The 14114-nt window shown below is 67.9% G+C and carries 14 protein-coding genes; 8 read left to right on the forward strand and 6 right to left on the reverse strand.

All coding sequences use genetic code 11. The features are described 5' to 3' along the window. Positions 1–176: 176 nt before the first annotated feature. Together FED44_RS19870 and FED44_RS19875 are read right to left on the reverse strand one after the other, a co-directional pair. Entirely contained in the window at positions 177–908 is a 732-nt protein-coding gene (locus FED44_RS19870) for a GAF and ANTAR domain-containing protein (protein WP_208759099.1), read from the reverse strand. Positions 909–957: 49 nt separating this feature from the next. Further along, positions 958–1398, reverse strand: a complete 441-nt coding sequence (locus FED44_RS19875; RefSeq protein ID WP_165900522.1) for an STAS domain-containing protein — start codon at positions 1396–1398, stop codon at positions 958–960. Between the two features lie 647 nt (positions 1399–2045). On the opposite strand from FED44_RS19875, the gene FED44_RS38505 reads away from it, so the two are divergent. From FED44_RS38505 to FED44_RS19900, 5 genes are all read left to right on the forward strand, one after another. Continuing rightward, positions 2046–2207 carry a UBP-type zinc finger domain-containing protein gene (locus FED44_RS38505; protein WP_416348914.1) on the forward strand — a complete coding sequence of 54 codons (162 nt, stop codon included), beginning with the start codon at positions 2046–2048 and terminating at the stop codon, positions 2205–2207. Positions 2208–2220: 13 nt separating this feature from the next. Further along, positions 2221–3225 carry an acyl-CoA desaturase gene (locus tag FED44_RS19885; RefSeq protein WP_138461625.1) on the forward strand — a complete coding sequence of 335 codons (1005 nt, stop codon included), beginning with the start codon at positions 2221–2223 and terminating at the stop codon, positions 3223–3225. Between the two features lie 159 nt (positions 3226–3384). Continuing rightward, complete coding sequence (locus FED44_RS19890; RefSeq protein ID WP_138461626.1) at positions 3385–4320, forward strand: LysR family transcriptional regulator; 936 nt, start codon at positions 3385–3387, stop codon at positions 4318–4320. A 418-nt stretch (positions 4321–4738) separates the two neighbouring features. Beyond that, positions 4739–5428, forward strand: coding sequence for a DUF4158 domain-containing protein (locus FED44_RS19895; RefSeq protein ID WP_208759076.1), 690 nt, complete (start codon positions 4739–4741; stop codon positions 5426–5428). Positions 5429–5780: 352 nt separating this feature from the next. After that, positions 5781–7487, forward strand: coding sequence for a SpoIIE family protein phosphatase (locus FED44_RS19900; RefSeq protein WP_138461627.1), 1707 nt, complete (start codon positions 5781–5783; stop codon positions 7485–7487). 109 nt (positions 7488–7596) lie between these two features. Here FED44_RS19900 and FED44_RS19905 read toward each other — a convergent pair whose 3' ends face one another. Then, positions 7597–8706 (reverse strand): fatty acid desaturase family protein, encoded by a 1110-nt coding sequence (locus FED44_RS19905; protein ID WP_138461628.1) that lies wholly within the window; start codon positions 8704–8706, stop codon positions 7597–7599. Between the two features lie 11 nt (positions 8707–8717). Next, the gene (locus tag FED44_RS19910; RefSeq protein WP_244302090.1) at positions 8718–9812 is read right to left on the reverse strand and encodes a ferredoxin reductase; all 1095 of its coding nucleotides are present in this window, start codon (positions 9810–9812) and stop codon (positions 8718–8720) included. 270 nt (positions 9813–10082) lie between these two features. On the opposite strand from FED44_RS19910, the gene FED44_RS19915 reads away from it, so the two are divergent. Next, complete coding sequence (locus FED44_RS19915; RefSeq protein WP_138461629.1) at positions 10083–10334, forward strand: hypothetical protein; 252 nt, start codon at positions 10083–10085, stop codon at positions 10332–10334. A gap of 135 nt (positions 10335–10469) precedes the next feature. Here the strand turns inward: FED44_RS19915 and FED44_RS19920 are convergent, their stop codons facing one another. Together FED44_RS19920 and FED44_RS19925 are read right to left on the reverse strand one after the other, a co-directional pair. Continuing rightward, a complete protein-coding gene (locus FED44_RS19920) occupies positions 10470–11420 on the reverse strand; it encodes an STAS domain-containing protein (RefSeq protein WP_262367388.1) in 951 nt (316 codons plus the stop codon). Between the two features lie 575 nt (positions 11421–11995). Further along, positions 11996–12832 (reverse strand): sensor histidine kinase, encoded by an 837-nt coding sequence (locus FED44_RS19925; RefSeq protein ID WP_167521535.1) that lies wholly within the window; start codon positions 12830–12832, stop codon positions 11996–11998. A gap of 361 nt (positions 12833–13193) precedes the next feature. Between FED44_RS19925 and FED44_RS35880 the strand changes: the two genes are divergently transcribed. Together FED44_RS35880 and FED44_RS35885 are read left to right on the forward strand one after the other, a co-directional pair. Next, positions 13194–13520 (forward strand): site-specific integrase, encoded by a 327-nt coding sequence (locus tag FED44_RS35880; protein ID WP_167521536.1) that lies wholly within the window; start codon positions 13194–13196, stop codon positions 13518–13520. A gap of 28 nt (positions 13521–13548) precedes the next feature. Further along, entirely contained in the window at positions 13549–13806 is a 258-nt protein-coding gene (locus FED44_RS35885; RefSeq protein ID WP_244302092.1) for a site-specific integrase, read from the forward strand. Positions 13807–14114: the final 308 nt, after the last annotated feature.

The raw sequence follows: 14114 nt of genomic DNA on the forward strand, positions 1-14114 counted from the left end.
CCTGTTGAGGCGCCCGGGGCTTGACTGTGAGATGGGCCGCGGTCCGTGGGGATTCGGACCACCCCAGAGCGGCCTCCGGGGTGCCCAGGCTGGAGAAACGTGGTTGCCGGCGTGCTCGGTGACCCGTCGACTCCGCCGGGCCTCCGGCCGGACGAGGCCGATCCCAGCAAGCCTCGTCATCGGCTGTGATCGTCGGCCGGAGGTTGAGCGAAGTGCTCGCCGTGGATGACGGCATCCGCCGCCTCGGACAGGCGCAGGTTGCGGGTGCGCGCGTATACGCACAGGGAGTCGAAGGCGTCGCCCATGTCGCTGTGGTGGCGCTCGGCCAGCACCCCGGTGGCCTGCTCGATGAGCGTGCGACTGTTCAGCGCGGTCTGTAGCTGCTCTTCGGCTGCCTCGTGCTGCTCCAGCCCGCGATGGTGCAGGATGCTGATGGTGGCCACATTCGCCAGTGCCTGCCCGATGTGCAGCTCATCAGTGGTCAGCCTGCCGGCTGCCGTCCGCAGCAGGGTGAGCGCGCCGATGATCCTGTCGCGGTGGCGCATCGGCAGTGCCTGGACCGCGACGAAGCCGGCGAGCTGAGCCGCTGCGGCGAAATGAGGCCAGCGCCCTCCCTCGGCGACCAGATCGGCACATGTCACCGGCCCGCCGGTGCGGTAACAGTCCAGGCCGGGGCCGTCGACGTCTTGGAGTTGGAGGAGTTTCAGCATGCGCGCCTGCTCGGTGGAGGCGGCCATCGGACGCAGCCGACCTTGTCGGTCGGCCAGCAGCAGCCCGGCCGCATCGACATCCAACAGCCGCACACAGCGCATGGTGAGCTGGTGCAACATGTCGACGACGTCGAAGTCTCCGACCAGGGTGTCCGTCAACTCGGCGAACGCGTCGGTCAACTGGCGTTCCCGCGTCACGACTGCCTCCCAGAAGGGACTGCGGGGATGTCCTCGTTGAAGTTCATACTTACCTAACTGCACCGAGGTCATGCCGGTGGCCTGGTGCATCTGATGGACCATCGCCCAGTCTCAGGCGGGGTGCGTCGCTCCAGCCGGTGAGGTCGAGCAGACGCCGTACGTGTGGAGACACGGAGCACAACGTCAGAACGTGGGCGTCCTCCAGCCTCGCGGCAGCCATCACCAGGGCGCGCAGGCCGCCGATGTCCACGAACACCAGACCGCTCAGATCAACGACTGGGCTGCCGCCGTCTGCCAGAGAGGCCAGTGCTTCGGCCAGGGCGGGCAGGGTGGCCCGGTCGAGATCACCCTCGATTCTCAGTCCTGGCGGATCGAGGGATGTACTGATCCGGAGGCGGCCGTTGGAAGCCGTGATGGGACCGTTGATCGGCTTGCCGATGCGTTCGCTGACGGTGGGGTCCGGTGCGCCTGCTGTGCCAGTGATGTTCATCCCGACTCCTTCGGCCACGGCGAGAGGGGCGGCCATGCCGCCAAGTAGGTGGGGTGCAACCTGTCGAACCGGCACTCTGATGGGCGGAAAGGCGGGCCACGGCTCGCGTCGACCGGCCGATGTCCACGGCCGAGTGCGTGATCGGTCGGTACCACGATCTCCGTCGCCCGAGAACACATGCTCTGCCGGAGTCGGTCACGAGGCCTCAGCAGCTTCAGTACACGCCTGGAGGGGGACCCGAAACACTTCAAGTCAATTACATACGCCGGCGAACGGATAGACGCGATGTACGCAAGGCTCATCGTCTGTGCAGATCACGGACCTCAATCGCCCGAGAGCCCGTCGAAGGCAGTCTCGACGGCGCCTCCCGCGGGCTATCTCAGCCGGAGATGGCTCTTACTCGGATTGGACGTTTCCGCCGCTCCGGCCGCCACGGTTGACTGGAGGTAGGCCAGTCTGGAGTACCTCGCGTCGCTGTCACTCTGTGGGGGGTGACTCTGAACGTGAGAAGCGTCGAGGCCCGCGCCCACGGCGGTCCGAACGGACAGGCGCCGCACTGCGAGCATCTCGACATGCTCCCGGGCGTCCAGCATGGGGTTCCCGAATGCCAGCCGTAACTGCCCTCGGGGCTGACCTGGTCTCAACTGCTGTCGTGCACGACGTGCGGGTGGGTCGCCTGCTCCGATGATTCGCCCGGCGGTCACGCCCGGGCGCACTACGAGGAGACCGACCATCCGGTAGTTGCCGCGTTGGTTTCGGAGCCGCCCTGGCGATGGTGTTACGTGCACGGACGTGCCCTGCGGGGCTAGAGGAAAGAGGCTCATGACTACATCCGAACAAATCCTGAAACGCCGGGATGACTACGACGGCACGTCAGCGTTTCCGGGGGCCGCCGAGCAGGTTCCGGCGGGCAGAGTACAGATAGGCCTGACCGCGACCATCGTGGTGCTGCCCTTCGTCGCGTTGGTGGCCGGGCTGTGGCTGGCGTGGGGGCATGGAGTGGCGATCACCGACCTGCTGCTGGCCGCGGCGCTCTATGTGGTGACGGGGTTCGGGGTGACCGTTGGATTCCACCGACTGCTGACCCACGGGTCCTTCACCGCCCGCCCGTGGCTTCGGGTCGCTTTGGCGGTCGCCGGGTCGATGAGCTTCCAAGGCAACGTCATCGACTGGGTGGCGGTCCACCGACGCCATCACGCCTTCACCGACCGTCCCGGCGATCCGCACTCTCCTTACCGGTACGGCGCCAGCCTGTATGGCCAGTTCCGTGGGCTTGCTCACGCCCATCTGGGCTGGCTGTTCGCCGACGATCCCACGCCGGCCTCGCGCTACGCGCCCGACCTGCTCGCCGATCCGGCGATGGTGAGGGTCGCGCGTGCGTTTCCCGCCCTGTGCGCCTTGTCGCTGGGGCTGCCGTTCCTGGCCGGCTGGGCGATCAGCGGCAGTCTGTACGGCGGGCTGACCGCGTTCCTGTGGGCCGGGCTTGTTCGCATCGCCCTCCTGCAGCACGTCACCTGGAGCGTCAACTCCCTCTGCCACGTGGTCGGCAGCAGGCCTTTCGCCACTCGCCGTCATGACCGCTCGACCAACCTGTGGCCGCTGGCGGTGCTGTCGTTCGGGGAGAGCTGGCACAACGGCCACCACAGCGAGCCCACCTGTGCCGTGCACGGTCTGGACCGGCACCAGATCGACCCTGCCGCCGGGCTGATCCGGGTCTTCGAGCGTCTGGGCTGGGTCACCGACGTGCGCTGGCCCGATTCAGGCCGTATCGAGCGCCGTCGCCGCACGGGCCTGTCCGAGGAAGCTCGCACATCCGCCGGACCCTGAGGGCAGTGCCGTGGTGGCACGGAACTCCTGGTAAGCGGTGGCCGTGGTGATCGTCCTCGGGTCGATCGTCCGGTTCGCAGCGGGGCGGCCGCCTGCGCGAGGACCTAAGGTGGAAGAACGCGGGTCCGCGTCGACGCCGCAGGCCGGAGGGGATGGCCCATGGAGCTACGTCAGCTCCGCTACTTCGTGACTCTGGCCGAGGAGCTGCACTTCGGCCGGGCGGCGCTTCGTGAGCACATCGTGCAGTCCGCGCTGAGCCAGCAGGTGCAACGCCTCGAACGCGAGCTGGGTGTGCGGTTGCTGAATCGCAGCACCCACCACGTCGAACTGACCCCGGCCGGCACCGCCTTCCTCATCGAGGCCCGGCAGATCCTCGACCATGTGGGTAGGGCGGCACACGCGGCCCGGAACGCCGTCGGTTCTCCGCCCGCACTCCGGGTGGGCATCATCGACGCGGGCTACGACTCCATGCCCCAGATCCTGCGAGCCGTACAGCGGCGCCATCCGGAGCTGACGATCCACCAGGTCGAGGCGAGCACTCCCGAGCAGTACCGGAAACTTGCCGATGGCCGCCTGGAGATCGGGATCGGCCTCTCCTCCCAGCTTCCCCCCGACGTGGCCTCCGAGCTCATCCGGCTCGATCCGCTGGGCGTGCTGCTTCCTGATACCCACCGCTTCGCCGCGCTGGACGGCGTGCCCGTCGCCTCCCTGGCCGAGGAGCTCCTCCTGCTCGGAGAGGAGGCCCAAACGCCGGAGTTCAACCAGTTCGTCCGTGAACTGTGCCGCTCAGCCGGATTCGAGCCCACCGTCTACAAGGGAACCGTCGAGAGCAACCACGCAGCCGAAGATCTCGTCCTCGAGCACCGCTGCGTGCTCTGCGTCCCCTCCTCCGCCCGCACATCCAACCGTCCAGGCACCGTCTGGCGGCCACTGATCGAACCAAACCACCACTACCCTTGGTCGCTCCTGTGGCGCTCAGGCGACCCGTCCCCGTACGTCAACGCCGTCATCGACACCGCCCGGGAGGTCGCCCGCCGGCTCGACTGGCTCGGAACCGCGCGCTCGCGGAGGCTGGGTCCACGGGCTGGCGTCTGAAGTGAATGCGTGAACAACGGAAGAGGTGCCTCCGGGCTGGCCCCGGGCTGCGACTGGCCGAGCGCTGCGGTCTGGCCGCGTTGGTGGGCGAATACCTCGTGACCCACAACCCGGACGGGGTGAACGCCCCGGTCGAGGTCCCCGCCATCGTGGCGGGGATGGTCGCCGGGGCCAACAGCAGCGAGATCTGGACATGCTGCGCCATGGCGGGATGGGCAACAAGCTGCCTTCATCTGACCTGTGGCCAGACTGAACACCGATCCTCAGCCTGGCCAGCCTGCGCCGTCTACGGTTTGAAAGAATCTAGGCCCTAAGCTGCCGATGCGTGGTCCTGGCCCGCCGCGGGCCGGTACGTCCGAGACAGCGCGGGTCCGTGAGATTGGCACCGACGCCGCAGTGGACCTGATTCCTGCTGGCGATGGAGCACGACTCGCCGACGCTGCTATTCCGGCTGGCGTGTGAGTACCTGATCTCGGCGAAGGTGATCCGGCCGGGGCTGGTGACGGTGGTGGAGCGGGTCGCGCACGCCCGCGAGGTCGCGCGGCAGGAGACGTTCGACCGGCTGGCGCACGAGTTCACCGACGAGCGCCGAGTCGGCCTGGACGGGCTGCTGGTGACCGATCCGGCGATCGGGATGAGCCGGCTGCGGTGGCTGGGCAAGGGGCCGGTGGAGGCCTCGCCCGCCGCGGTGAAGGCCGAGATCGCGAAGCTGGAGTTCCTGCGCGGGATGGACGCGCACACCCTGGATCTGTCGGTGCTGCCGGCGGAGCGGCGCTGGTTCCTGGCGATGGTGGGCCGCCGGTTGACGGCACAGGCGTTGCAGCGGCGCGAGCCGGAGCGCCGGTATCCGATCCTGCTGACGCTGGTGGCGCAGTCGGCGACCGAGGTGCTGGATGAGGTTGTGCAGTTGTTCGATCAGGCGATGTCGGCGCGGGAGAGCAAGGCGGCGCGCCGGATGCGGGACGCGCTGGCCGAGCGTGGGGCGCCAGGGACTCGAACCCTGAACCGACGGATTAAAAGCGTCCTTGATGGGCGTCGCCTAATGTCATCGAGTGCCGCATCATGCCGTTCTGTCCGCCTTTGCCTCCCGGCGAATGTCGGACGATGACGCCGTGTGTCACGCCGTATCCCGTACACGCGAGCGACCACCGAGCAACCATGCGTCCTGACCACTGAATTCGTCGACGACTCTGCGCACTCGCCGACACTGGTGCCGTCATTACAGTCGGAGCGTAGGTCGCTTCGAAAGCGTGGTGCAGGCGCTCAGCGCGGCGTTTCGCCGGGATGACCCACTATGGGACGGCCTCCTCGACGACTATTGCCCACGCCTCGTCGAGATGGGATTCTCAGGCTTCTTCAGGGGAGCCGGCTGGCTCGATATGGCCGCCGGTTGCCCAGCGTGCTCGGCGTATCGGCGGGTAGGGCGTAGGCAGCGATGACCGGAGGGAGGCAGGGCGGCGATGAGGCGGCATCTGCCCAGCGCGCATGGCCATGCCGGGCTGCCCGACCAGAGGTTGCTGCAGGCGGCCTTCGACAGCGCGGGGGCGGGCATCTATCTGACTGATCTTGCTGGCCTTATCACTATGGCGAACCTGCAGGCCGGGGCGTTGCTGGGCCGTCCCGTGGCGGAGATGCTGGGCGCCGATGCCCACGATCTGCTGCACAGGGGTGCTGACGACGGGCTGACTCCTCGCTCCCCCTGTCGGCTGATGGGAGTGCTGGAGCACGGTCGTCCGGCGCGTGGCGACGAGTCGATCTTCCTGCGGGGTGACGGCGGCCTGCTGCCGGTCTCCTTGTCGGCCGCTCCGATAGTGCAGGAGGGCGGGCAGGTACTCGGGGTGATCGTCGTCTTCACCGACATCACGGAGCGGCTGAACCTCTCTCGTCAGCAGGCCGGCCATCTTGCCATGTTGGAGGACTTCAACGCCCGCCTGACGCTGCTTACCGAGATCACGTCCGTGCTGACCCAGACGCTGGAAGTAGACGAGGCCCTGCAACGGCTGGGCAGGCTGATCGTCCCCCGGTTGGCCGACTGGGCGATGGTGGATCTGCGTGTCGAGCACGACGAGGTGGAGCGGGTGGTGGTGATCCCTCCTGCTGATCAGGCGGCGGGGTCCCCGCTGCCCGAGCCTCCCGGTTCCCTGCTGGCGCGGGTGCTGGATCGAGGTGAGACCGTCTTGCTGGGGCCGGGTGACATAGCCCGCAAACCTGACTCCGGCATGGCCGCCGCACAGCGTGAGCTGTTCGCGGCGCGGGGAGCGGTGTCGGCGATCATCACGCCGCTACGCACCCAGCGGCAGGTGCTGGGAGCTCTCACCGTGGCGCGTACCGACCCGGCCCGCCCCTTCGACGCCACCGATGTGACGCTGGTCACCGACATCGGACGTCGCGCGGGGTTGGCGGTGGGCAACGCGCGCCTGTTCGGCCGGCAACGCGAGGTGGCCGAAATGATGCAACGTCACCTGTTGGCTCCGCTGCCGCAGGTGGGCCACCTTGAGATGGCCGCACGCTACCTTCCGGCCTCGGTGGGGTCTCAGGTCGGGGGCGATTGGTACGACGCCTTCCTGCTGCCCGACGGCGTCACCGCCCTGGTCATCGGTGACGTGGTCGGCCACGACATCAGGGCCGCCGCTGAGATGGCCCAGCTGCGCAGCATGGTGCGCACGCTGGCGTGGGACCGCTGCGTGTCGCCCAGCCTGGTCGTCAACCGGGTGGACCAGGCGATGTCCGCCGTCACGGACGTGCCCATGGCGACGATGATCTTGGCACGTGTGGAAGGCTCCGAAGATGGTCCCTGGCGGTTGCGCTGGAGCAACGCCGGGCATCCGCCGCCCCTGCTGGTCACCCCTGACGGGTATGCCCGTTATCTGGAACAAGGGCAGGATCTGCTGCTCGGGCTCCGCCTGGGCATCGAGTCAACCAGGCGCGACGCCGTCGAGCCGATGCCCGCTGGGAGCACCCTCGTGCTCTATACCGACGGCCTCGTCGAAAGTCCCGGCAGCGACCTGGCCACCGGACTGGCCCGGCTGCGGGCGCAGGCCGCGGCCATAGCTCACCTCCCGCTGGAGGACGTGTGTGACGAGATCGTGCGACGCATACCCCACGGGACCACCGACGACGTCGCTCTTCTCGCGTTACGCCTTCCCGCGGGCGGCGCCGGCGCCTGATCGTGTACGCGCCCGGCCTACGGCTTGTTCCCGGTATCCGACGGCCATGCGGCCCCGGACTCTCGCCGAGCCCGGGGCTCTCTCATGCCACAGGTTGACCCGCCCGTGCTCATGCCGCGGCCTTGAGCGCACTCGCCGACGGTTCGGCCGCCGAAGGCCGGCCCGGCCCCGGCAGGGCCATCCGCAGGACACGCTTCCAGACCGAGCCGGCCTGCCGGACCAGTGAGCCGGACACGTAGGGGAGGCCGAACCGCTCGCACAGCGCGTGGACCCGCGGCGCGATCTCGCCGTACCGGTTGCTGGGCAGGTCGGGGAACAGGTGATGCTCGATCTGGTGGCTGAGGTTGCCGCTCATGATGTGGAAGAGGCGTCCGCCGTCGATGTTGCACGAACCGAGCAGTTGGCGTACGTACCACTCGCCGCGGGTCTCGTTCTCGAGCCGGTCCTCGGTGAAGACCTCGGCGCCCTCAGGGAAGTGGCCGCAGAAGATGATGGTGTGCGCCCACACGTTGCGTGCCATGTTCGCGGTCAGGTTGCCGAGCAGGACGGGCAGGAAGGCCGGGCCGGCGAGCAGCGGGAACGCGACGTAATCCTTGATGATCTGGCGCCGTATCTTGGCCGCCACGACGCGAAGCTGGGCCAGCGCCTCCTTCGGATCCTTTCGTCCCGACGGGATGCGCTCCAGCTCCAGATCGTAGATCGCTATGCCGTACTCGAAGAAGAGCGCCAGCAGCGCGTTGTACAGCGGCTGGGCGAGATAGATCGGATGCCACCGCTGCTCGGGGCTGATTCGCACCACCGAATAGCCGATGTCGCGATCCTTGCCGAGCACGTTCGTCCAGGTGTGGTGGACGAAGTTGTGCGAGTGTTTCCACTGGCCGGCGGGGGAGGCGGTGTCCCACTCCCACGTGGTCGAATGGATCTTCGGGTCCCGCATCCAGTCCCACTGCCCGTGCAGGACGTTGTGACCGATCTCCATGTTCTCCAGGATCTTCGCGACCGCCAGTGCCGCCGTTCCGGCGATCCATGCGGGAGGCAACCAGGAGGCGAACAGCAGCGCCCTGCCGCCCAGCTCCAGCTTGCGCTGGACGGCGATGAGACCCCGGATGTAAGCCGCGTCCCGATCACCGAGGCTCGCGAGCACCTCGTCGCGGATCTTGTCCAGCTCGCGGCCGAACCTTTCGGCGTCGACAGAGGCCGGATCGAATGTGGCAGACATGTCTGTTCCTTTCACAGCTCGATCTCGACCGGCCCGGCCGCCACCGACACGCAGGGCTGGATCATCTCCCCTGCGTCTCCGTGCACCTGGCCGGTCCGTACGTCACGTACCTGACCGGAGCGAAGGCGCGCGACGCATCCGTAGCAGATGCCCATGCGACAGCCGCTCGGCATGAGCACCCCCGCGTTCTCGCCGACGGCCAGCAACGGCGTCTCGCCGTCGGCCTCGGCTTCTCGGCCGCTCCTGGTGAAGCGGACGTGTCCCCCCGAACCCGCTGCCGCTGCCGGCACCAGACTGAAGCGCTCGACATGGAGGCCGTCCGCGGGCCCGGTCCAGTACGCCGTGATGTCGTCGAGCATCGCCGGTGGCCCGCACGCCCAGACGGACCGCTCGGTCCAGTCCGGGCAGAGCCGGGCCAGCTCTGCGGGCCGCAGCCGTCCCTGAGAGCGCGTGTGCCGTTCGCGCAGTCGTAGCCGCGGACACCGTTCGGCCAGGCTCCGGAGCCGCCCGCCGAAGATGACGTCGCCGGGTGCCGGCGCCGAATGGACCAGCACGACGTCCGGCCCCGTCACGGCCGGAACACCGTCCAGGAGGCTGTCCAGCATGGCCATCACGGGGGTGATTCCGCTCCCGGCGGTCACGAACAGCAGGCGAGGGGGCGGTGGCTCCGGGAGGACGAACGTCCCATCGGGCCGGCCCAGCCTGAGCACCGCCCCGGGCGCCGTGCTCCGCACGAGGTGGTCGGAGACGAGTCCGCCGCGCACGGCCTTGACCGTGACGGTGACGCAACCACCGGACCTACCCGGGGCCGACGACAGGGAGAAGGTGCGCCAGTGTCGCCGCCCGCCGATATCGACGCCGATCCGCACCCACTGACCGGGACGGTGAGTGACCCAGCCTCGCCCCGGGCGGATCACCAGGGTCACCACATCGGCCGTTTCCGCACGAACCGCCTCGACCCGGCCGCACAACTCCCCTTCCGCCCAGAGGGGATTGATCAACGCGAGGTAGTCCTCGGGAAGCAGCGGTGACGTCAGCCAGTGCGCGGCTGTCGCCAGCCGGCACAGGAGAGTCGCAGGGGACGCGGACGCGCGTGTAAGGATCACGGAGCCTTCCCGAGGCAGTCGAGGATCCAGTCGACGGACGGGCCATCCGTGCGGACATGTACCCGGTGCCCGCCTCCGGCACCCGCAGGCCGGAGCCACGAGGGGCACAGCAAGCGACCCAGGACCGGTAACGGAGTGGTAGGCGGCAGGCCCGTGACAGCACGGCTACGGGAAGAGGTGGCCCGCAGAAGCGGCGACGCGCATGCTACGCGGGGGGCTCTGCGGGGATACCCACGTGGACCCGGTCAATCCTTCGATGAGGAGCAGCGTATGACCACGGACGCTCCCACCGGGCTGCTCCACTTGCTGAGTGTTGGCAAGGAAAAGGAACTGATTCTCCGCGTGCACGGCACGATGCCCGCAGCCGAGAGACTCGTCAGCTGGATGGAGCAGGGCGCCGTCGTGTCCCTTCAGGTCTCTCATGAGGGAGAGCCGGGCACATTCACCTACGTGGTCAACTTCAGGCACGTGGTGGCAGCCCGCTTCGCTCCCTACGCGAGGACACGGATCAGCAGCTTCTGAACCCTCGCGTAGGGCACCTGTGCGGCTACGACGACGCTTCCTTCGTCTTCCGGGCCCACCCCGGCTGGGCTCGTTCGCGGCCCCGCCTCTCCTATGGCGGGGCTTGCCGCCTGCGTCGTGGGTCCGGGCCTTCGGCTACGTCAGCATCGGTATGGTGCGGTCCAGGCCGGTTACATGCAGCAACCGATACATGTACGGGCGGGCTGCGGTCAGGGAGAGAGTGATCCCCATCGTCTTGGCGCGGCGCTGGATGCCGACCAGGACTCCCAACCCGCAGGCGTCGCATGCCGCCACACCCGAAAGGTCGAGAATGAGCAGGCTTCTGCTGTAACGCAGGACGTCGAGCAGATCCTCGCGCAGGCCGGGACTGGTGACAATGTCGATTTCACCGGACAGCCGGATGGTCGTCGGGGCCGACCGGTCGGCTCTGCCAAGTGGCGCGGGGTCGCGGATGGAGACGGAATGCTCCGGCTGGCTACGAGACGGGGCCTCTGGCGGCAGGCTTGGCAGGTGGGCGTCCGATCGGCGGTGTCGGCACCCGTGGAGCAGGTCCGCCGGCAGCGTAGTGATGTGCACCCCCTCGTTCTCCCCGTCCGCATCCCGTGTACCGATGGCGTGGTGGGCTGCGGTGGTGAGGAGGTCGACCGGGAGCGGGCCGAACCTGCCCTGACTGGCGAGCATGAGCGCCGCCCCCGCAGGACCGTCCGCGGTGTATGGCGGGACGACCAGCAGGATGACAGGCTCGGCGTCCGCGAATGTCAGGGTGACGAGGCGAGGATCGGCACTGTGGAACCAGCCCACTTTGACCTGGCGTCCGCCGGCCTGGACACGGTGGGGGATGTGGTCCCATGCGTCGACGTGCACGCCGACGCGCAGCGTCGTCAGGCCCAGTCGCTGGTCGACGGCGGCGATGAGACCCGGTAGTTCCACCGTGGCGTCACGGGAATGCGGCCACCACGCCCCGTCCACGGTGCTCCGCGGGCCAGGGACGGGAGCCAACCGTAGTCGAACCTCAGAGCCGATGACGGGGGCTGTGCCGGCTGGGGCGCTGGGCGGCGTGAAACGAGAGAGCAGCGTCGGTGTCATGATCGCCTGGCCTGTCTTGGTCCTCGAAAGAACCGCGTCCTGATATATCGCCGCGGGCGACGCCGACCTGAGTGCCAACGCACGAAAAATCCTCGGTTCCTAAACGCTACCTCCTGGTTTTCTGGAATGGCACCGTTCCGGAAGTAAAATGTCCCCTATTTTCAGAGACACGCAGGAGCGGGTGCGTGGGTCGGGGACCGTTGTCGCGTCCGGAATTCTATGTGGATTAGGCCACTCGCCGGAGCGGCCTCACTGGCGGGTGAGGTTCGTCGCCGGGCGCGACGTCGCATCCCTCACCCTTATCGGGCCGCCGCCGGAGGCGACTGGGCTCGCGATCTCTACCCTGCCCGCCGCTGTCCCGCCTGGACGGCGGCCCCTGAACGAACTGGCCGAGACTGCCCGGCGCGCTGGCCGGCACGCCGCCTGCCTGTGACCGCTCATGGTTTCAGCGGCCAACGATTTTCAGGCTGAGTCTCAACCTCTCGTGTAGCCGTGACATCAGACGTTCGGTCCGAGGTCGATAAATCAGAACAGTTTCCAGTTTGGACGCCATTGCCCTGTACGCCCGTGGTGGTTCAGGGGGCGGCGATGGGCAATTGGAGGATGAAGCAGGCGCCGCCGAGCGGGGAGGGCTCGACCCAGACGGCTCCGTAGTGGGCTTTCGCTATATCCCGGGTGATGGTCAAGCCGAGGCCGGTGCCGGGGCCGCCCCGCTGGGAAATGGCTTTGAGCTGGTACATCCGGTCGAAGATGCGTTCCCTGTCCTTCTCCGGCACGCCGGGGCCATCGTCGGACACCGCCAGCCGGGCACTGCCGTCGCTGCGGCCGACGTGGACCTGCACCTGGTGGGTGGCGTGGTGCTGAGCGTTGTCCAGCAGATTGGTGATGATCTGGCAGATCCGCGTGCGCATGGCTGTGACCTCGACACCGGGAGTGCAGATGACTTCGATCGAGATGGGGTCGTTCCGGTCCGCGACCTCCTGCCTGACCAGTTCGCACAGGTCGATCCGTTCCCAGTCGGCTTGGGCGGCGCGGGAACGGGCGATCATAAGAAGTGCGGTAGCCAGCGCATCCAGTCGATCCACTCCACGTAGTACCGCCTCCAGCACGCGGGGGTAGTCGGCTTCGCCGGGACGAGTAGTCGCTTCTTCCACCGTGACGCGTATCCCGGCCAACGGGGAGCGGATCTCGTGGGCGATGTTGGAGGTGAACTCCCGCTCACGGTCCAGCATGTCCAAGCTCACGTTGATGTTGTCGACCAGCTGCGTCACCTCCTGCGGGCCATGCTGCCGAGCGATTTGGGCGCGTTCATCGCTGACGTTGATCTCGGCGAGGTCACCGGAGATAGAACGCACGCGTCGCAGCAGCCGGCGGACAAGCACCTGGCCCGCAACCGCGGCGGCCAGCACCATGGCGAGATTCCACCACCGTTTGTGAGAACTGGTGTCCCTCCCTGGACTTGCGCGCTCCAGCCGCTCGCTCAGAATTGATCTGCCCATCAGATACTCCCCACGAATCCCGCCGCGTAGGCTCCCTACCCTTCGATCAACCATTCACCACGATCGATTGCCGGCACAGCGGGTCAATACTCCGTCGACCTCGTCGCGTACGTCGAGCTCGGTGCGCGACCTGACCGGCGCCCGCACCGGAGGGCGGATCAACGCTCGGCGCTCGACGGATCGTCGTTCCTCTCTCTGGGAGGAAGGTGATGGCGATGCGTGAGAGCCATCCAGTGGTCTACAAACGGTGCGGGTGCACCGAACGGAGCGGGCGGTGGCCGCGGCACGCGGGCTTCGCCGGGGCGAACTGGCCGGCCTGCGCTGGGTGGATCTCAGCCTGGAGACGGCCGAACTCAACGTGGTCGAGCAGTTGGTGCACGTCGGCGGGAAGTTGGTCCCGTTCCCGCCGAAGAGCGCGGCCAGCAGGCGCACGGTCGCGCTGGATCCGCAGACGGTGCGGTTGCTACGCCGTCATGAACGCGACCGGCGGGCGGAGAAGATCCGTCGCGGGGAGGCCTGGGACGATAGGGAACACGTCTTCCTTCACTCGTCCGGACGGCGCTGCGGTGGCGCCGGACTACCTGAGCTACCGGTTCCATAGGCTGGTGCGCAGGAGCGGGCTGCCGCCGGTGCGGTTGCACGACCTGCGGCATGGTGCGGTCACGCTGGCGCTGGCCGCGCACGTGGATCTGCCGGTGGTTCAGGACCAAGTCGGCCACGCCGGCATCGTGTTGACCGCCGATACCTACACCTCGGTGCTGCCGGAGCTGCATCATCGGGCGGCCGGGGCGACGGCGCGGCTGGTGCTGTCGGCAGCGCGCGGGACCGCTCGGAAGGTGCTCAGGGGGCGATGCGGCTGGATGACCCATCCGTGTCCCAGGCCATGATCGAGTGATCTCCGGTTGAGGTGAACACCCAGTTCAGAGGTGGTGGGGCGCCAGGGACTCGAACCCTGAACCGACGGATTAAAAGCGCCCTTGATCACTGTCGCGCGGTGTCGTACGGTGCCGTTTCGCGCCGTTTCATCCGCCATGCTCCCTGTCGCTCTGCCGGGTGATGACACCGCGTTTCATGCTGTATCGGGGACAGGCGAGCAACCAGCGAGCAAACAGGGATCGCTTGACCATCGTTTGGTTGCTCACGCACCCCGCGAGGGGTGGTCGCCGAAGTCGGCTACCGCGCCCAGCATGACGTT

Origin of the sequence: Microbispora triticiradicis (assembly GCF_005864065.1) — a bacterium.
Lineage (GTDB): Bacteria > Actinomycetota > Actinomycetes > Streptosporangiales > Streptosporangiaceae > Microbispora > Microbispora triticiradicis.